This is a genomic window from bacterium, from assembly GCA_014360495.1.
In the GTDB taxonomy this organism is placed as follows: Bacteria; Armatimonadota; JACIXR01; order JACIXR01; family JACIXR01; genus JACIXR01.
Genome location: JACIXR010000005.1, coordinates 170,490 through 189,078 on the forward strand (window position 1 = coordinate 170,490; position 18,589 = coordinate 189,078).

16 protein-coding genes and 1 tRNA gene are annotated in these 18,589 nt (G+C 46.2%); 2 read left to right on the forward strand and 15 right to left on the reverse strand.

Annotated features, from left to right (window positions below; translation table 11 throughout):
- Positions 1–11: 11 nt before the first annotated feature.
- The 10 genes from H5T88_05885 to H5T88_05930 all read right to left on the reverse strand — a co-directional run bounded on the left by H5T88_05885 (position 12) and on the right by H5T88_05930 (position 8,950).
- The gene (locus tag H5T88_05885) at positions 12–815 is read right to left on the reverse strand and encodes a radical SAM protein (protein MBC7329874.1); all 804 of its coding nucleotides are present in this window, start codon (positions 813–815) and stop codon (positions 12–14) included.
- On the reverse strand, positions 799–1,986 hold the full coding sequence (locus H5T88_05890) for an aminotransferase class I/II-fold pyridoxal phosphate-dependent enzyme (GenBank protein ID MBC7329875.1): 1,188 nt from the start codon (positions 1,984–1,986) through the stop codon (positions 799–801). Before H5T88_05890 ends, H5T88_05885 begins: the two co-directional genes overlap by 17 nt.
- Positions 1,983–2,462 (reverse strand): Lrp/AsnC family transcriptional regulator, encoded by a 480-nt coding sequence (locus H5T88_05895; GenBank protein MBC7329876.1) that lies wholly within the window; start codon positions 2,460–2,462, stop codon positions 1,983–1,985. The genes H5T88_05890 and H5T88_05895 overlap by 4 nt, the downstream gene beginning before the upstream one ends.
- Before the next feature lie 251 nt (positions 2,463–2,713).
- A complete protein-coding gene (locus H5T88_05900) occupies positions 2,714–3,898 on the reverse strand; it encodes a LysM peptidoglycan-binding domain-containing protein (protein ID MBC7329877.1) in 1,185 nt (394 codons plus the stop codon).
- Between the two features lie 91 nt (positions 3,899–3,989).
- On the reverse strand, positions 3,990–5,063 hold the full coding sequence (locus tag H5T88_05905; GenBank protein MBC7329878.1) for a M42 family metallopeptidase: 1,074 nt from the start codon (positions 5,061–5,063) through the stop codon (positions 3,990–3,992).
- A gap of 320 nt (positions 5,064–5,383) precedes the next feature.
- Positions 5,384–6,232, reverse strand: coding sequence for an agmatinase (gene speB, locus H5T88_05910; GenBank protein MBC7329879.1), 849 nt, complete (start codon positions 6,230–6,232; stop codon positions 5,384–5,386).
- Positions 6,213–7,085 carry a polyamine aminopropyltransferase gene (gene speE / locus H5T88_05915; GenBank protein ID MBC7329880.1) on the reverse strand — a complete coding sequence of 291 codons (873 nt, stop codon included), beginning with the start codon at positions 7,083–7,085 and terminating at the stop codon, positions 6,213–6,215. Before speE ends, speB begins: the two co-directional genes overlap by 20 nt.
- A complete protein-coding gene (speD, locus tag H5T88_05920) occupies positions 7,075–7,428 on the reverse strand; it encodes an adenosylmethionine decarboxylase (GenBank protein ID MBC7329881.1) in 354 nt (117 codons plus the stop codon). Before speD ends, speE begins: the two co-directional genes overlap by 11 nt.
- An 11-nt stretch (positions 7,429–7,439) precedes the next feature.
- Positions 7,440–7,904 carry an arginine decarboxylase, pyruvoyl-dependent gene (locus H5T88_05925; GenBank protein ID MBC7329882.1) on the reverse strand — a complete coding sequence of 155 codons (465 nt, stop codon included), beginning with the start codon at positions 7,902–7,904 and terminating at the stop codon, positions 7,440–7,442.
- Positions 7,898–8,950, reverse strand: a complete 1,053-nt coding sequence (locus H5T88_05930) for a bis-aminopropyl spermidine synthase family protein (protein ID MBC7329883.1) — start codon at positions 8,948–8,950, stop codon at positions 7,898–7,900. The genes H5T88_05925 and H5T88_05930 overlap by 7 nt, the downstream gene beginning before the upstream one ends.
- A gap of 165 nt (positions 8,951–9,115) precedes the next feature.
- On the opposite strand from H5T88_05930, the gene H5T88_05935 reads away from it, so the two are divergent.
- Positions 9,116–9,352 (forward strand): hypothetical protein, encoded by a 237-nt coding sequence (locus H5T88_05935; GenBank protein MBC7329884.1) that lies wholly within the window; start codon positions 9,116–9,118, stop codon positions 9,350–9,352.
- Between the two features lie 160 nt (positions 9,353–9,512).
- Positions 9,513–9,601, forward strand: a tRNA-Leu gene (locus H5T88_05940).
- Between the two features lie 23 nt (positions 9,602–9,624).
- Here the strand turns inward: H5T88_05940 and mrdA are convergent.
- The 5 genes from mrdA to H5T88_05965 form a co-directional block, all read right to left on the reverse strand.
- Positions 9,625–11,358 (reverse strand): penicillin-binding protein 2, encoded by a 1,734-nt coding sequence (gene mrdA / locus H5T88_05945; GenBank protein ID MBC7329885.1) that lies wholly within the window; start codon positions 11,356–11,358, stop codon positions 9,625–9,627.
- The gene (locus H5T88_05950) at positions 11,321–13,465 is read right to left on the reverse strand and encodes a penicillin-binding protein 1A (protein MBC7329886.1); all 2,145 of its coding nucleotides are present in this window, start codon (positions 13,463–13,465) and stop codon (positions 11,321–11,323) included. Before H5T88_05950 ends, mrdA begins: the two co-directional genes overlap by 38 nt.
- Positions 13,466–13,803: 338 nt before the next feature.
- A complete protein-coding gene (locus H5T88_05955) occupies positions 13,804–16,188 on the reverse strand; it encodes a DUF4838 domain-containing protein (GenBank protein MBC7329887.1) in 2,385 nt (794 codons plus the stop codon).
- A 30-nt stretch (positions 16,189–16,218) separates the two neighbouring features.
- Positions 16,219–17,289, reverse strand: a complete 1,071-nt coding sequence (locus H5T88_05960; protein ID MBC7329888.1) for a Gfo/Idh/MocA family oxidoreductase — start codon at positions 17,287–17,289, stop codon at positions 16,219–16,221.
- A 14-nt stretch (positions 17,290–17,303) separates the two neighbouring features.
- A complete protein-coding gene (locus H5T88_05965) occupies positions 17,304–18,578 on the reverse strand; it encodes a hypothetical protein (GenBank protein MBC7329889.1) in 1,275 nt (424 codons plus the stop codon).
- Positions 18,579–18,589 lie beyond the last annotated feature (11 nt).

Consider the following 18,589-nt stretch of genomic DNA (forward strand, 5'->3'; position numbering starts at 1 on the left):
CTCATCCTCCTTTAGAAGCTAATATCGCATCTAATCCTTTTGCCCTTCATAATCTCCCTTATCCTCTCCCTTAACTCGCTCTCATACCCGATTCCCTTGGCGTAATTTAATCTCTCCATTGCCTCCTTGCCGAATTTCCGATATATCTCCTTTATCCTCCCTCCCACGAAGCTATCAATATAATGGAGTGTATCAAAGCCTACGAAATCAAATCCGAGCCTTTCAGCCTCATCCACCATAGATTCAAGCTCTCGCTCGGTGAAATAAGGGAGAATCGGATTGATAAGGATTCCCGTCTCTATTCCCCTCTCTTTCAATTTCAAGCCAGCTCGCAGTCGGTGTGAGGGAGGAGAGGAGCGAGGCTCAAATATCCTCGCTATCTCGTCATTGAAGGCGGTAATGGAGAAGCTGACCTTGAGCTTGGGGATTTTCTCCAAGATATCTATATCACGCAAAATCTTTTCCGATTTGGTGAGGAGAAAGAGGGAGAAATCGCTCTCAGCTATGATTTGTAGACAGCCCCTTGTTATTTGATAGAGTTCCTCAATTGGCTGGTAGGCATCGCAAACAGTTGATATGAAGATATCCCCGGTTTTATATTTTCTGATTTCCTTTCTCAATACTTGGGGGGCGTTCAGCTTTACCTCGACCCAATTCCCCCATTCCTCAATTTTCCTATGCCTCCAGCGGGAGATGTAGACGGAATAGCAGTAAACGCAGTTGTGAAAGCAACCTACATAAGGATTTAGGGTGAAGAAACTTCCTCCCGAGCTTTGATTTAAAATAGAACTGCTTTCCCTAAGTATTACTTCCATGTTCTTTAAGAACTGGGGATGGGGTTAATGAAGAGACGAATTCGCCCATCCTTCTCAATGCTTCCTTCAAATCGGAGAGGGAGGAGGCATAAGTACATCTTATGAAGCCTTCCCCACATTCCCCGAAAACCGAGCCCGGGATGACCACTACCCTTTTCTCCCGCAGGAGCCGTTCGGCGAACTCCTCACAGGATAGACCGAATTTCTTGACTGAAGGAAATATATAAAAGGCGCCCTTCGGCTCCACCACATCAAAACCTATCTCCTTCAGACCATGGTAGAAGAAGCGCCTTCTTTGATTATAGGAATCCCTCATCTTCTCCACTTCTTCCTCCAACTTCAAAGCCTCAAGAGCGGCGAATTGGGCGACTGTGGGGGCGCAGAGCATTGTGTATTGATGGATTTTCATCATCGCCTCAACAATCTCCCTGTTTCCTGCCGCATATCCCAAACGCCAGCCGGTCATTGCATAAGCTTTTGAAAAGCCATTTATAAGAATCGTCCTCTCTTTCATATTCGGAAGGGAGGCGAAGCTGGTGAATTTCCCATCATAGACAAGACGGTCATATATCTCATCGGATATCACGATGAGGTCATATTTATCCACAATCTCCGCTATTTCCAAGAGGGTATCTCTATCCATTATCGCTCCTGTAGGGTTGTTGGGGTAGTTCAAGATGATGGCTTTTGTGCGATTTGTTATCATTTCCTTCAATCTTTGGGGATTGATTTTGAATTCCTCCTGGGGATAAGTGGGAAGGATTTTCGGAACACCACCTGCGAGGATAACGCAGGGAAGATAGGAGACATAGGAAGGTTGATGGATAATTACCTCATCCCCTGGCTCTATAATGGCTCTGATGGCGAGGTCCAATGCCTCGCTTGAGCCAGTGGTGATTAAAATCTCGCCTTCGGGGTCATAGAGGATTTTGTAAAGCTTGTAGAGATGTTCGCTTATCGCTTCCCTCAGCTCCAGGATTCCCCAATTGGAGGTGTAAGTTGTGTTTCCGTTTTCCAAAGCATAAATTCCTGCTTCTCGGATATGCCAGGGAGTGGGGAAATCAGGTTCGCCCACGCCGAGGGAGATGATATCCTCCATGTGGGAGGCGAGGTCAAAGAATTTCCTTATGCCGGAGGGAGGAATCGCTTTTATGATTTTGGATATCTTCATGGCGAGACAGCTAATCTCTTATTTGGTTTCTCCTCAACGAATATCTCCCTGTCGTCTTTATATTTTTTGAGGAGAAAATGGGTCTCAGTTGAGGTGACGCCCTCAATGGTTGCGAGCTTGTTCGCGACGAAGAGAGCCACTTCCTTTAAATCTTTCCCCTCAACCACTATCTTCAAATCGCTTCTACCAGAGACGAGGTAGACGGAGTGGACTTCGGGAAAGCGATATATCCTTTTCGCTATTTCATCAAATCCCACACCCCTGCTGGGAATGACCTTTATATCAATGAAGGCGAAGACTCTCTCCTTTCCCGCTTTTTCCCAATCTATAATCGCCTTATAGCGGCGGATAATCTTTTTCTCCTCGCACTCTTTGATTATCCTTTTTACTTCTTCAGCATCCTTTCCCGTGAGGGCAGCGATTTCTTCAGGGGAAAGACGAGCATCCTGCTCCAGAAGCTTGAGGATTTCCTCCAATGCACTCGCCTCCTTGAATGGGATAGTAAAAAGAAATTATAAAGGGAAAGAATATGATTGTAAAGTTTTTGTATAATTCCATAGTCTTAAAAACAATATTGCCATGCACGCCTTAGGCGGGCTGGCAATGACAAAAAGGTCGCCCTCATGGGAGGAGATTGCCACGGGCTTCCTACGGAAGCCATCGCAATGGAAAAGAGAAAGTGTTGACAATGATATGGAGAAATTTGAACTCAAAGAGCTTTAAAGCTCTACTTAAGTCTTCTCGCCCCTACATAGCGGGATTTGTAATAACCCTCGTTAAGGCTATCAATTCTTACCCTGCCTCTCGCCGAGGAGGCGTGAATGAATTTACCATTCCCAATATATATCCCAACATGGTTTATTCTCTTGCTTCTTCCCGTGCGGAAGAAAACGAGGTCGCCAGGCTGAAGCTCGCTCTTGCTTACGGGTTTGCCGTATCTATATTGAGCGGCAGCATTATGTGGCAGATTCAAGCCATGCTTCTGATAAACATATTTCACGAATCCAGAGCAGTCAAAACCACGAGATGAAAAACCTCCATAGGAGTACCTTGTCCCTTGATAGGCAAGCGCCGTCCCAACCACTCCCGGCGCCCCATTTCCCTTATTTGAAGATGTCTTCGTTCCCTTTGCTGTGAGAGTTTTCTTCGCGGTTGACGATTGAGAACGAGCGACCTGCTTTCTCCCCTGTGAAGGGATGACGAGCTTGTCTCCAATTTGGAGGGTTTTGTTCAAGCTTATCCCATTTGCGCTCGCTATCTTTTCAGGCGAAACGCCAAATCTTTTCCCTATGGTCCAGAGGGAATCGCCTGCCCTTACTTGATAAATAATCCCTCCCTCACGAGAAGCGGATGAGGTGCGAGGGCTTGAAGAGACCTTAACAGATGTTTTCTCTTTAGCTACCTTCATTCCAGCTTTGGGGATAATCAATTTCTCACCGATTTTTAATGTTTTATTTAGGCTTATCCCGTTAGCCCTTGCTATCTCCTCCGGCGAGACACCGAATTTTTTGCCAATAGTCCAAAGGGAATCCCCTTCCTTTATTTCATAAACACCCGTTCCCGCTAAGCTCTTCACCTTTTGTTCGCCATTTGTTGTTATCGCGTTCGTATTGCTTCCTTCCTTTTGGGGGATACGCAGCTTTTCCCCTATTTGAAGCGTTTTCTCTATCTTTATGTTGTTAAACTTGGCAATTTCCTCAATTGACACGCCGAACTTTCGCGATATGCTCCAGAGGGAATCTCCCTCCTTAACTTCATAAACTACCTCTCTCACAGGGTTCTGCTTGACTGTTTGGGAAGCGATAGCAGGAGGGTTGGGGCTTTCCGCTTTGCTCTTGAATTTGAAGATGACAAGAGAACTTCCTATAAGGACTTCAATAACAACGACAGCCAAGAATAAGCCCTTCCGCAATTTCTACCTCCTTATCAAGTAAATTTTTAAAAAAGGATAGTCCGAAACAAATAGATAGTCAACAAAAATTTTAGCTTATTTTTCCCGTAAATCAAGCCGAAGGGCGAAGAGAGGCAACCGTTTGAGAGTCCAGCTTTTTCAAAACGGCGAGAAGGAGATTTTTCGTGTTTTCAAAATCCTCAGCACTCATAATGCTTATGGGAGAGTGGATATGTCTTGTGGCTACGCCTATAACTATGCTCGGAACTCCCTGGGCATGAAGATGGATTCTCCCAGCGTCCGTTGCTCCTCCTTCCATTATCTCCACTTGGTAGCTCATACCCATTTCTTTGGCGGTATCCATAAATATGTCTCGTAGGCGCAGATTAGGGATGAGAGATGTATCCAAGAGGCATATCACCGGACCGCCACCGAGCTTAGCCTGAGCGTCTTCGGGGCTCACCCCTGGGATATCCCCCGCTATGGCAACCTCTAAAACGATGGCGACATCTGGTTTGACGAGATAGGCAGAGGTCTGCGCGCCCCTTAGACCTACTTCTTCCTGAACAGTTGCGGCTGCGAAGAGAGTGTTCGGATGGTCCTCTCCTATTTCCTCCAAAATTTTCACCAAAAGAGCACAGCCCACCCTATCATCCATTCCCTTCCCAAGATATGCTTTCCCTCCTGCCAATTCCTCAAAGGGACCGTAGGGAACTATGGGGTCCCCTACTCTAATCCCTAAACTTTCAACCTCCTCCTGATTTTTCGCCCCCACATCTATGAACATCTCTTTCCTCTCAACCAGTTTCTTTCTCTCCTCTGGAGTCGCTAAATGGGGAGGTTTGCACCCTATCACGCCGAGAACATCTCCGTTTCTCGTCTTTATCAAAACCCTTTGCCCAAGGAGAACTTGGTCCATCCAACCGCCAAGTGGTGTGAATTTTATATATCCTTCCTTTGTAATGTAGCGAACGAGGAAGCCGATTTCGTCCATATGTGCAGCCAGCATAACTCTTGGTTCATCGCTTTTCCCTCGTTTAATCCCCACGATGGTGCCTAAATTATCCGTCTCCAGCTTATCAACATAACCTTGCATCAGCTCCCGCATTAGGGAGCGAACTGGGTCCTCAAAACCAGAGGGTCCATCTGCATCGCATAACCTTTTCAGAAGCTCCTTGCTCTCCATAAAAACTACTTCCTCCCTTCTATTATTTGCTTCATATAACTAAATTTAAAAGAAAACTCAAGAGCATGCAACAATTTTTTATTTGCATGTGTTGTCAATGGATAGGATTTATTTTCCACCTAAGGAGGCAAATATATTGAGAAAAGGAAATTTTGTATAAATTTTATTAAGTTTTTTACAAATTCTTATACTATCTATTAACTTGTCTATACGCGACTTTCTTCTTGTCTCTCTGAAGGGAAAAATGATATAAAAAGAAATTGTCTTTTTGGAGGTAGGTCTTTTTTACAAAAAGGGCGAGAAATTATCAGAGAATCTGATTAGCTGAAAAGGAGGATTGCTTCCCGTGCTATTTTCGCAGAACTGACGGCGGTTATACCGCTGGGGTCTAAAGGCGGGGATACCTCAACGATATCCATCCCAACGATATTATATCCCCTTAAGGAGAGGACGAAATCCAAAAGCTCTTTGAAGCTCCAGCCTCCAGGCTCAGGATTTCCTGTCCCCGGAGCACAGCTCGGGTCAAGAACATCTATATCAATTGATAAATATATAGGTTTCCCTTTGAGGTAAGATGGCAAGGGAGCGGGTGAGGGAGAAAGAAGAAGCGCCTTCTTTAATTCTTTCCATTCCTGAGGAGTGGCTGTCCTCAAGCCGAGAAAGACCATCCGCTCTAATCCGATTATATCGGCAATGCGTTTCATAACCGTTGCGTGGCATAACTCTCTTCCTTCGTATGATTGGCGAAAATCGGGGTGGGAATCAAGGGAAACGAAATGAAGGTCGGGGAAACGCTTTATCAACCCTTTTATTGCTCCCAATGTTATCGTGTGCTCCCCGCCTAACAATAGGAGAAACTTGCAGTTATGAGATTCAACAAAATTCTCAACTTCATTTGTCATATCCGATGGCTCTAAATCGGTAACCTCCAAATTCCCCATATCTAATAACTGTATTTCCTCCAAATCCTTCTCCAGTATTATGCTGAAGGATTCCAAGCTATGGGAAAAATCCCTTATAGCGTCTGGAGCTAAAGAAGCTCCAGCACGGAAGCTCTCCGTTTTCTCATAAGGTATACCGCAAATTAGAGTGGAATCTTGATTTATCTCCTTGCCCTTCTCCCATTCTTTAGAGGATAGGAAAGGTTTTTTAGCTGGTTTGAGGAGCAAAGACGTTTCCCTCCTCTAAAATCCTTTTAAGAAGGGGGAAATTCGGTGGGAAGAATTGAAAATCGGGGCTCCAATATCTCGTCTTCAATCCCCTTGCTTTCGCTCTTTTCCTCCACTCATCAGATTCAATTGCTAATGGGTCATAAATCTTTGAGGCAAGAGTGGCTGTCCAAATGACCCCGGGATATGTGGGGACGGGAACGAAAACCAATGCCAATTTGGGAAATAGGGAGGATAGCCTCTGATGGACATCCCTTATGAGTTGGGATTGATAGAATAAGGAGCCGCTTTGGGTTACGAAGATTCCGTCGTTCACCAACGCCTGATATGCAAGCTGGAAGAATTCTTGAGAGAACAGCTTCTCAGCTTTTCCCACTGGGTCCGTTGAATCCACTATTATGACATCAAATTTTTGCTCATTTTTTTCAAGGAAGGAAAAGCCATCCTCTAAAAGGAGCTTTGCTCTTTTATCTTCAAAGGCCTCCCCACCGATTGAGGGGAGGAATTTTCTGCAAGTATTCACTACATAATCGTCAATCTCTACTAAGTAGGCTTCCTCAATGGGATGTTTGAGACATTGGCGTAAGGTGCCGCCGTCTCCACCGCCAATTATGAGGATTTTGCGGGGGTCGGGATGGAGAAGCAGAGCTGGGTGGGTGAGCATTTCATGGTAGATGAACTCGTCTTTTTCCGTTGTTTGCACTGCCCCATCCAGAACAAGCATTACACCCCAGTCACAGGTCTCCACAACCTCCACCAGTTGGAAGGGAGACTTCTCTTTATATAAGCGCCTCTTTATTCTATACCCTTGACTATAATTGTTTAACCTTTCCTCCAACCATTCATCGTCCATCGCTTATGACACCTCTGCGTATCTCCATCATTTGGGTATGTTTGGGTTTAAGCCATTCAATGAAAGGCTCGACTGCGCGAAGAGGGTCAACATTATCTCCGCAGGTAAATATGTCAACCGCTGCGTAGTTAAGCTCCGGCCAGGTATGAATGGAGATATGGGACTCCGCGATAACCGCTATGCCTGTGAGTCCGTGAGGGTTGAAGCGATGCACCTTAAGGGATATGAGAGTGGCGCCCGCTCTCCTCACGGCTTCCTTCAGCGTTTCCTCGCACATCTTGGGGTCGTCGAGCCCTTGGCACTGCCAGAGCTCGACGATAAGATGTCTTCCAACGCTTCTCATTTCCATCACCATCACCTCCACCAAAGAATGGCGGCTGCGATGGCGCAGCCAATTTTTTCAACTTTATGTTCAGAGGAGATGATGTGTATCTCCTTTAAACTCATATTTCTCATTTTAAAGGCCTCTTCTACCTTTTTCTTAACTTTCTCCTCAACCTTTTCCTTTCCACCTCTCTCCGAGTGTTCCATAATAACTCCAAACTCCTCCCCTACCCCGATGGCAACTGCAGCGGAGATGACCTCTCCTTCTTTTTCGCTGAAAATCTCTGCTAAAACGATGGGGACAAGCGAGCCTTCCCTTATTGATGGCACTTCATAGCTAATCTCAGCTTTAGGTGGCAATATGCTTGAAACGCGGACGAGATTCCAGTTCGCTATGCCGGCATTGAGAAGAGCGTTGTCAAGCGCATTTAGGGGAGTGCCACCCTCTCCCGTTCCAGCGGCAAGAACAGCAAGATTCGGCAAGGAAGTCAACATTTTCTCCTCCTCCAAGCGATTGATTCCTCATCAACGTATAGCTCACCCTTGCCTTCTTCATTAAAGCTTTTATAGCCCGGCACCAGCTCTATCCTGTATAGAGAGGACTTGTACCAAAGCACTTTCGGCTTATGCTGAAGTGGTGGCAAATCCCTTACAATGCTATCCAATAGATAATCCCAATTCTCATAGGAAGAGAAATCTGACAGGATGTCGGTTATCGCAACGCCGAATTTCTCCACAAGCACTCTTTGAAAATCTCGCCACTTTTTCAGGGATGACTCCGTTTTAGTGAGTCCGAAATACCCCGCACAACCTAAATCGCGAAGGGAAGCTATGCCCCTTCCAATGAATACCTCTAACCCCTGTAGGGTCTCCACAGGGTCGGTGAAGAATGTATCAAACTGGGAAAGGAGGTCATCGGGAAGAGGATGGCGAAGGTCATGTTTCCTAACCTCAATCCCCAACCCTTTTTCTTCGTTAGCCTTTTCTATAAAATTTACTAATCTATCATCCAACTCCAAAACTACTATTCTTTTAGGCAATCTGCTTAAACCAAATGCGATGCTTAAAAGGTCATCGTCTCCAAGTATAATAATGCTTTTGCCTCTTACATCTCCTTTTGAGTCGGCAAAAGCGACGCGGGAAATGGTTGATTCCGGGGTCAGATATCCCTGGTCATACTCCAAAACGGGTTCTGGGCGTCCTTTGGTAGTTTCTTTGTACTCTAAAAGGAGACTTTCCCAAGGTTTAAGGCTAATTCCTGTGCCAGAACAGCAAGGGCAGCGAGAATCTAAGGAAGAAAAAAGTTCTGGCTTAATATAAGACTTCCCTTCTTCCGTCAGCAGGACCTTATCCTCCTCAAAGGAGATAATGCCTGCTTTGTGCAGCTCCCTGCAGGCTTCGACGAAAAGGTTGAACGGCAATTGACTCAAAGGTATTGCCTGCCAGAAATCGTCTGTGGAGAGAAAGGCGAAAAGCAGTCTCTCCAATTGTCTTTCGTTTATACCCAAGGATTCTTGGAATTTTTTTAACAATTCCTTCACAGGCATCACCTCCTATTGAGGCATTATTTATAGGGATACCCCAGAGGGGTATCCCTATTAGCAAATAAATATAATAGCAAGGAATAAAGAAATGTCAAATAATTTAAAAAATTTTTAAGCGTATCCCCAATCCATATGCGTACTGGACCTTAGGAGTCCCTTGTTATGGAATTAAACAACCCAAAATGCCTCGGAGATTTAGTCCAAATTGACTCAATCGTGATTTCCCTCAATGGCGTAAAAATGTTTCTCATTAGCGGTATAGATGTTGTCTCAAGATTTGGTTTCTCTTACTCTTTTCCGAGATTATCAACCAGAAGCGCGAGGAAATTTATGAAGAAACTCTTGAAGGTATCCTCTTCTACATTCATCCAAAGAGACCGCAAGAGAGCGGCTATGTGAAGCGATTCCAGAGAACTATCAAGAATATTTCTTAGATGTATACCCGCTGGACTCAACGGATATAGATGAATTTAATAACCAAAGGAGTCCCAAATGTTATGGAATTAAACACTTATTTGACTTCAAATGAAAAAGGGGGTAAAATTTAAAAATGATATCCGCCGAGGTGGCGGAATTGGCAGACGCGCCTGACTCAAAATCAGGTGGGCTTCGCCGCTCGTGGGGGTTCGACTCCCCCCCTCGGCACCACGCTCTATTGGTTTTCCCAAAGGTCAATGATTATTAGCCGAGTGTAATAACGCTGCCTCAAGAACCTTTTTAGCTATCGGTGCCGCAACGCTACCGCCTTTCCCACCCTCTTCTACCAACACGCTGACGGCAATACGAGGATTTTCCACTGGAGCGAAACAAACGAACCAAGCATGTGTCTTCTTCCTTGGTGGGTCTTCGGCGCTTCCCGTTTTGCCAGCCACGGTGATTCCCTCAACCCTTGCGAGCTTTGCCGTGCCAGCACTCCCCATTACCGCTTCCTCCATCCCCTTCTTTATCAATTCTAAAGTGGATTTTGATATCCCGATGGGCATCTTTTCCTCCTTCTCGCCCAACATAATGATTGGCTTTACAAGATATCCTCCGTTGGCGAAAACGGAAACCATTCTGCAAGCTTGGAGAGGTGTCAGCTGTGTGAAACCTTGTCCAATGGCCATATTCGCCGTGTCGCCCGGATACCAAATCTCTCCGTAGGTTTTCTTCTTCCATTCCTCATCGGCGATGAAACCGCTAGCCTCCCCAGGAAGAATTATCCCTGTCTTCGCCCCCAAGCCGAATTTTCTCGCCCATTCGGAAAGTTTCTCTGGTCCGACAAGCAAGCCCAATCTATAAAAATATGTATCGCAGGATTGCTCAATTGCGGAGATAAAATCCACGCCTCCGTGCCTTCGCCAGCAGCGGAAGAATCTCTTACCTACTTGTAACCCTCCCGAACAGTTAATCACGGCTGAGGGAGATATCTTCCCTTCCTCTAATCCAGCAGTTGCGGTCACGAGCTTGAAAATGGAACCGGGCGGGTAAACACCTGCTATAGCTCTATTTAAAAAAGGATGCCTCTTATCTTTAAATAAAGCGAGGCGTTCTCTTTTCTTCCCTTCAGGTGATGCAAATAAGTTGGGGTCAAAAGAAGGACTGCTGGCAAGAGCAAGGATTTCTCCAGTGTGGGGATTCATTGCTACCACAGCTCCTCTCTTGCCTTTCAAAGCTTCCTCAGCTGCCTTTTGAATATCAATGTCAATTGTAAGGCGGATGTCCTCACCGCTCTTGGGCTCGACTCTCTCCAAGAGCCTCTTAACCTGTCCCCTTACATCCACTTCCATCCTTTGACCTCCCTTTTCGCCCTTTAAAGATGCTTCACAAAGCCTCTCAATACCCATCTTTCCCACCATATCGCCCATCTGATATCCATTCTCTTTCCATTTGTTCAATTCTTCCCTTGATATCTCACCTACATATCCTACGAGATGAGCACAAAGTGAACCGTAAGGATAATATCTTTGGTTTACCTCTTCTATAATTATGTTGGGTAGGTAAGGCAGTTGCTCAACAAGACGGACAAGCTTATCAAAGGGAATATCCCTTTCCAACTCAACGACATCATACATTGCCCTTTTAACTATCCTTTCCCTCAAAATAGCATAGGGAACATTAAGTATCTCTGAGAGCTTTTTAAGGGATTTCGCATCTACATCCTTCCCTATGAGTAAAATCCGATATTTTCTCACATTCGTTGCTATTATTTTTCCATTACGGTCCAAAATTAGCCCTCGTGGAGGTGGGATTGTCGCCAATTTTATCGTTATGCTCTCGGAGAGCTTTCGCAGTTCCTCTCCCTTAAATATTTGAAGATACCAAAGATAGGAAGCGAGGAGGAGAAAAAGAGCACAAGCGAAGTAGAAGAGGGCTTTTATTCGCCCTCTATTGATTTCCCAGGGAAGGCTGGTCGGTCTTCTCATCTTGCTGAACTTTTTCCCCGGGGGGAGAGGTATGAAGTGGGCAAGTCTCTGTGGGCATTTCGTTAATGGGCACTTTTATTTTCTTAGGAGAAGGGCAATACTGAGTTGCAATCTTTCCCGATTGGGGGCAGATATTTATTTCCACCAAATCTCCCGTGTGAAGGTCGCATTTCTCTTTTGGCTCAAATCCCTTGACGAATTCCTGTATATGGGTGGATGGGCAATATTTTGTTGCGACCTTCCCTGTCTTATCACAAATGCGAATTTCAACTAAATTCTTAGAGTATGTTTCTCCTTCCTCACAAGTCCATATTTTCCCTGCTTTCTTCATAAAGTCAGCCCATATTTGGCAAGGGATGGAGCCGCCGACTATCTTAGGCATGGGAGAGTAATCATCGTTGCCAACCCAAACAGCACAGGCAAGTTGTGGTGTGAAGCCCACGAACCAAGCTGCCCTGTAATCGTCTGAGGTCCCTGTCTTCCCGGCTGCGCCTGGCACGCCCCTCGCTCGTGTACCGGTTCCGTGGAGAACGACCTCTCTTAACATCATCTGCATCGTCTTTGCTGTCTCTTCAGATAAAACGGGAAAGGAAACAGGTTGGTTATCCTCCAATATAGCCCCTTTAATTGTGTAGATTTTTAAAATCCCTCTTGGAAGACATCTAACACCGTTATTAGCGATAACTCCAACTGCGGACGCCATATCCAGAACTCTCACCCCAGACGCACCTATGGCAGTGGAGAGATAAGGTTGCAAGGGAGTTGTGATTCCCATCTTATATGCATAATCTATCACGGTCTTTATCCCGATTTTATCCGCCAATTTAATTGCGGGAATATTTATGGAGTAGGCAAAGGCTTTTTTTAGCGTCACTACTCCTCTGAAGCGTCCGTCAAAATTCTTAGGACGCCATACCCCGCTTGCATTTTTATAGGAAACTGGGGAATCCTCTATTGTATCTTCTGGCTTATATCCCTTATCTATAGCAGCGGTATAGACGAATATCTTGAATGCTGAACCAGGCTGTAATTTAGATTGCACAGCCCTGTTGAACTGGCTCTCCCAGAAATTCTTGCCTCCCACCATAGCTAAAACATCTCCTGTCCGATAATCTATAGCTACAAGAGCGGCTTGATGAACATTCAAACTCTTCGCTCTTTCAAGCCCATTTCTTACCGCCTCTTCCGCTATCTCCTGCAGGCGAATGTCTAAAGTTGTATATATTTTCAGCCCAGCTTTATACACGAAGTCCTCTCCATACTTTTTTGAAAGCTGGTCTATTATCCAAAAAACGAAGTAAGGAGCCTTGAATCTCCTTATCGAAGGTGGTTCTTTGTAGGCGAGCTTCAAGGGCTCCCTCTTCGCCTTCTCCGCTTCTTCTCGTGTTATAAATCCTAATTTCTCCATTTTGTCTAAAACATTATTTCTCATTTTTAAAGCGAGCTGAGGATTCTTATAGGGAGAATAATCGGCGGGGCGGCGTGGAATTGCGGCGAGAAGGGCGCATTCAGCAAGGGTAAGTTTGCTGACGGGCTTCCCGAAATATATCTTTGCTGCCATCCCTACGCCATAGGCACCGCTTCCATAGTTTACTTTATTAAGATACATCTCCAATATCTCTTCCTTTGTATAGTGGCGCTCTAAGCGGATGGCAATTGCCATCTCCTGCATTTTCCTTGATAACGCTCTCTTTTGGGAAAGGAAAAGATTTCGTGCTACCTGCTGGGTAATAGTTGAACCTCCCTCCACTATTCTGCCCATTCTGATATCTTGATAAAGGGCACGAAGGATTGCCCGGAGGTCCAATCCGCTATGGGAGAAGAAGCGACGGTCCTCGCTTGCTACTGTGGCTAATTGAAGGGCAGGAGGAATTTCCTTTAATGGAACATATTCCCTAATCTCCCCGGAGAGGTCGGCTAAGAGGACTCCGTTCCGGTCCAAAATTTGGGTGGCCCCAGCGAGGACCTGCGTATAGGTATCCGCCCCTTCAAGGGAGATATTTCGCACGCTGGCGAAGCAGTAGAGAAAATACCCTACTAGCCCTGCTACGCTTAAAAGCAAAATAGAGCCGACTAACTTGAAAATGACTTTTATAAATCTTAACATTTTTCATCAATAATTTTAACGGCAATTTCTTCTCTTTTCAAGATACTGTATAATTCCATAACATTTGAGACTCCTTAGTGAGAGCCCTTAGTAAACATCCATATTGCGTTGACTATAAAATCTAAAATAGAATTTCCTTGGATTTTTAGGTCTTCTTGAGAATTGTGCTTCTTGAAACGACAAAAGATTCCTTTCCCGCTTCCCCAGCTAAACAAGCGTGATTTACCGATGGATAAGAGCACTTGAAAGAGAGCGCCTCGCTCTCTCTTTTGGTAAATGCTTTCTTTTTATTGGGGGCTCCCCTACGGGGAGCCCCCAATTAATTCGTTTAATTCCCCTTATTCCGCTGGAACCAATACTATCCTATCTATCCATAAACCCTCTATGTTCCCCTCTCCAGGAGATAACCTAACTGGACCCGCTAACCCTGCTCCCGGTGGCGCTATCCATATATACTGTTCCGGCGAAGCTTCAACCGTTCCTATTAAGTAAGAACGATACCCTTCGCTTGTCTCTTTTATCGGAATCACTACCTCCGCTAACCCCACCTTTTTCCCAGTGTGATAAACGCCAGCCCAAATCGCTTCTTTCTCAGGGTCAACTCCCGCTTTCCTATCAACTTTTATAACCACGTAGACCTTCCAACGCCCCTTTTGGGCTTTTGCTGGCAGATTCTTCCAATATACCTGACAAGCCCATTCGTGATGCCAGCCTGGCATCCAGACTGTGAGGTAATCTGAGGAGTTCGGGTCAACTCTGCGGCGTCCCAATCTTCCTTCCTCCGCTATAGACATCTTGTCATCCTGCACATCAATGCATTTCTTAGGGTCTATTCCGGGAATATCTGAAGGTAAGGGCGCTTCCTTGGGGATTCGCTTGGGAAGCTTCTCAAGTTCGGGGTCATCTTCTCCAAGGGATTCAACGAATTTCTGTGGCGTCAAGCCTCCCTCATTCACATGGGTCATAGGAGACCAACCTTGGGGTCCCTTGCCGGTTACCACGGAAAGCCACTCCTGAGCAACAGCCTTGCGGGAGAGAGGTAAGGGCCATTCCGCACCCGCGCGGGCGCATTCAACCCTCAAGCGAGCCCAATTGTTGAGGAAAGCATAATAGACGGGCATATGAGCCTGGCGCACTCTCCAATAAATCTCAGGGTCATCCTTAACTGCTTTCTCAGCTTGCTGCCATAGTTTCTCTGCCTTGCTGAGCGTCTCAAAGTTAAAGAAGGGAGCATTTGCGGGAGTGAAACAGCCGAGGTAATAATCCTTGGCGGCGTTATGCATTAGCTCCATATACCGCCTTATGTAAGGCGCTGCCTTGCCATAATATCCCTTTAGGAATTCGTCTATCAGCTTCTTGTCATCCTGGTAAGGGTCCCAAAGAAGCTGGGCTAAAACCCAAGCTCTCAATTCCGCGAACTCAGCTCCGTGGGATTGGTAGGCACCCTGCTCAAAAACTCCCAAAACGCCGTGCTTATGGAAGAAACGGAGGTTGGGTCCAAGGGAGAACCAATTTGGATGCGGCTGGGCATAGTTTACGAAATCGGTTGTATAATCCCAGATGTAAAGCCTTCTTGTCAGCTGAGACCAGCCGCGGATGTCGTCGGCAAAAGCTTTGTTGCTCTCGTGTTCAAGGGGTTGGGCAAAGTTGCACTCTATTGAGCAGAGGCGAACGATAACATTGGGGCGAGGCTTTATCGTCTTAGGTGGCTTGCGCGTATACCAATAGGCAAGGGTGTCAAAGGCGACATTAGGGAATTCCTTCTCCAATCTCTGAGCTATATCGTTCACCATATCTAAGACGGAGGCAGCAGGGGTTCCTTCCCTTTCGTCTAAAGCTCGGCAATTCTCGCACTGGCAGTTGCCTACCCAGTCGTTTTGCGAAATGGAGACGATGTTAGCCTCGGGGGATTCCTTGAGCCATTGTCTCACCCTTTCGGTGATGAAATCTCGCAACTCTGGATTAGTGCAGCAGAGCTGAGCGCCCTGCCATTGACGTTTACCGTTTATTAGGCTGAACCATTCAGGATGCTTTTCAAAATACTCCTGCGGCGGAACGAGAGCATAGAAGGTGTGAACGAATCCCTTATAAATTATCTTTCCACCGTGTTTCTCCGTGAGGCGAGCGGAATTGCCGTTGTAATAGTTCCTTGCTGCCCAATCCCCATCAAAAGCGGGATACCAAAATGGCTCGCGATATTCAAAAGCTGGCTTTTCCTCAATGGAGAGATTGGGAATCGTTAATGTGCTCTTCTTGGGAATCGTTGTAGCCCAGGGTGTCCACCAGCGAACGCCACATTGCTTGCTCAAGAAGCGGTATACCGCATAGAGAGTTCCCCTCGGTCTTCCGCCTGCGAGGAGAAGATAATTACCCTTCGTTCGTATCGTCAACTGCTCTCCGCCGAAGGGTGAGCTGGGCTTCTGCAGATAATCAACTACCTCTGGAAAGAGCTTATCCGTTAGCTCTCCGGGACCGATGATTATTCCCGCCTTTGGGACTTCCCCTGGGGTGATTTCCTTGAGCTCGAATTTTGCCCCGGTGATTTTCTCCAGATGTGAGGCGAGCTCCTCGCCGGCATATCGTTCCGTTACCGTAGCTCCCGGCTGGATGATTATCGGGAGCAACGCCTTGCCGTTTTTAGCAAGGGTCAACTGCGCCTCCGCTGGAAGAGCTAACCCGAATAGGATTAGCCCTAACAGGGAGAGGACGACTTTTTCACTCATAGTTCCTTCAACCTCCTTTTAAAATAATTTTTATTTTTCCAAGGGCAAATATACCCTTTTATTTGTTTTAGCCGATTCATATATAGCCAAGATTAACTCAACTGCTTTCCTGGCTTCCTCACCGGTGATTAAGGGCTCTCTATCCTCTATGATTGCTCTAATTATATCACGAAAATTGAGCAGGTGGAGCCTGAGCCATTCAGAGCCAGAGGTAAACGGGATGGGAGAGGCTTTTGAGGTTTCCTCGCGTCCTCTTTCAAGATTTGCCAAAATTTCCTTTTCATCTAATCCCTCAATCTTCAAGAATGAAATCCGTCCCGGCTCACCCGTTTCCTCCCAGACGACGGAACCTTGGTAGCCACCGATGCTCAGCTGCGTTCCCACATCAAGATAAGCGGAGGTGGTAGCTTTTATCGCGCCCAGCGCGCCGTTTTTGAACTTTAAAATGGCAACTGCTGTGTCCTCAACCTCTATATTGTGAGCTAATGTCGCTATTTCTGCCTCAACCCATTCAACTGGTCCCATAATCCAAAGAAGAGAGTCAACGAAATGGACGCCTTGATTCATAAGACATCCACCGCCATCAAGCGCCCAAGTGCCTCGCCATTCTCCGCTATCGTAATAAGCCTGGCTTCTGTAAATCTTCATATCCATATCCGCTATGGCGATTTTACCCAATTTACCCTCTTCAACAAGCTTCTTCATCAGCCTTATATCCTCCATAAATCTTCTCTGAAAAATACCTCCCAATTTCACCCTGTTTTCTCGTGCCGATTTTATGAGCGCATCGCAGTTCTCAAGCGTTATATCCAGTGGTTTCTCGCAGATGATATGTTTCCTCGCCTTTGCCGCCTTTATCCCGAACTCCGCATGCATACCAGATGGAACGCAAATGCAAACGACATCTATGTCTTCCCTCTCCAGCATCTTGTCGTAATCCGTATACCAATCAACGCTGAAGCGCTGGGCTAATGACCTCGCTTTCTCCTCTACTTTATCGCACACAGCAATAAGCTTCGTTTCCTCAAGCTCGTTTGCAGCCTGGGCGTGAGCGGGACCGATTGCACCACATCCAACAACTCCAACCCCTAATTTCCTCATAAGATTCCCTCCTCTCAATAAATCTCCCTCAGCATATTGAGGGCTTCATCAATCATCATCTTCACTCCCTCCGGGGATGGCTTGGCGCTCCTAGCTATAAGGCTCTCATATCCACCCGCTTTCCAAGCTTTTTCCGTAACCAGGTAGCCCTGATAATCACAGCATAGCTCAACGGGAAATGTCCAAGGAAAGGGGCTCTCCTGTTTTATCTTCAACCCCCATTCAACGAAAAGCTCTCCGGGCAATCCAGCAAAAGCTATCTCCCCTATCCTCCACACGCTCACAATCGTTTCTCCTTCCATTACTCCTTCTTTCCTCATAATTTCTAATTCCTTTCGGAAGACCTCCTGTACATCTTCCGGCCATTGTGATGCCCTTATCCTCTCCTCCTGGTCTTGGTATAAATCCCTGTAAGGAACGACCACATCGCTTTTCCTAGCCTTCAAAATAGGCACCTCATCCCTTGGCTTCCTTGCCTCAATCTTGGGAATTATGCTATCAGCGAGCATATTGCCCGTCTCCTCCATACTCCTATAAGTGTTTATATCTCCCATCGCTCCCGGCATATAAAGGGTGATTACTTGCTCGCCGAATTTCTCCCTTATCCGTCTCGCTACCACGGCAGGATAATCGGCACTGAACTCTTCCCCGAAGTGAGTAGTCAAGTGAAGGGCGAAATTGAAGAGGACCGCTATGAGATTGCTATCCTTATCCTCAAATGTGAGGATTCCTATCTCGGGGTCAACGGGTCCCGCCGTTCCCACGCATTGCGCCTCCTCCCCTCTATCAATGAGCCAATTATTGAGCTCCCTTCCGTCTTTGAACCGCAATCTTCTATTCAAGGGAAGCATATAATTGTAGGCTCTCATAAAGCACCATTTAGCTGGTATTTTCCTTTTATCCGCTTCTGCTACGCAGTTTGCTACCTTTTCCGGAAGGGATGAGAGCCATTCCTTATCCACGACTTCCTCTTCCGTAGAGCCGAAGAATGGCATAGTGTAAGGTCCTGAATGAGTGTGGGAGGTAGCCCAGATGATGTTTTGGGGAGGAATTCCCGTGAGCTCGCTTGCCTTATCCACAATCTTATCTCCTATCTCTCTCGTCAAAACGCAGATATCAAGAATTATGTAGACAAGCTGGTCTCCCTTTGATTCCAAAACGATAGCCTTTGCCATCAATGGGTCGTGCACTCCTTTGGAAACTCGGGGATAAATCCCTCCCGCCAATAAAGTGCCAACCTTTGGGGTTATGTCAATCTCATAGGCTCCAACGAGTAAAGAATCAGTCATTTGCAATCCCT

Coding starts and splice junctions, on each gene's coding strand:
- speE (MBC7329880.1), bottom strand. CDS start 7,085: ATGGACGATGAATGGTTGGAGGAAAGGTTAAACAATTATAGTCAAGGG.
- H5T88_05890 (MBC7329875.1), bottom strand. CDS start 1,986: ATGAAGATATCCAAAATCATAAAAGCGATTCCTCCCTCCGGCATAAGG.
- H5T88_05960 (MBC7329888.1), bottom strand. CDS start 17,289: ATGAGGAAATTAGGGGTTGGAGTTGTTGGATGTGGTGCAATCGGTCCC.
- mrdA (MBC7329885.1), bottom strand. CDS start 11,358: ATGAGAAGACCGACCAGCCTTCCCTGGGAAATCAATAGAGGGCGAATA.
- H5T88_05950 (MBC7329886.1), bottom strand. CDS start 13,465: ATGTTAAGATTTATAAAAGTCATTTTCAAGTTAGTCGGCTCTATTTTG.
- H5T88_05885 (MBC7329874.1), bottom strand. CDS start 815: ATGGAAGTAATACTTAGGGAAAGCAGTTCTATTTTAAATCAAAGCTCG.
- H5T88_05965 (MBC7329889.1), bottom strand. CDS start 18,578: ATGACTGATTCTTTACTCGTTGGAGCCTATGAGATTGACATAACCCCA.
- H5T88_05905 (MBC7329878.1), bottom strand. CDS start 5,063: ATGGAGAGCAAGGAGCTTCTGAAAAGGTTATGCGATGCAGATGGACCC.
- H5T88_05925 (MBC7329882.1), bottom strand. CDS start 7,904: ATGTTGACTTCCTTGCCGAATCTTGCTGTTCTTGCCGCTGGAACGGGA.
- H5T88_05935 (MBC7329884.1), top strand. CDS start 9,116: ATGGAATTAAACAACCCAAAATGCCTCGGAGATTTAGTCCAAATTGAC.
- H5T88_05955 (MBC7329887.1), bottom strand. CDS start 16,188: ATGAGTGAAAAAGTCGTCCTCTCCCTGTTAGGGCTAATCCTATTCGGG.
- speD (MBC7329881.1), bottom strand. CDS start 7,428: ATGAGAAGCGTTGGAAGACATCTTATCGTCGAGCTCTGGCAGTGCCAA.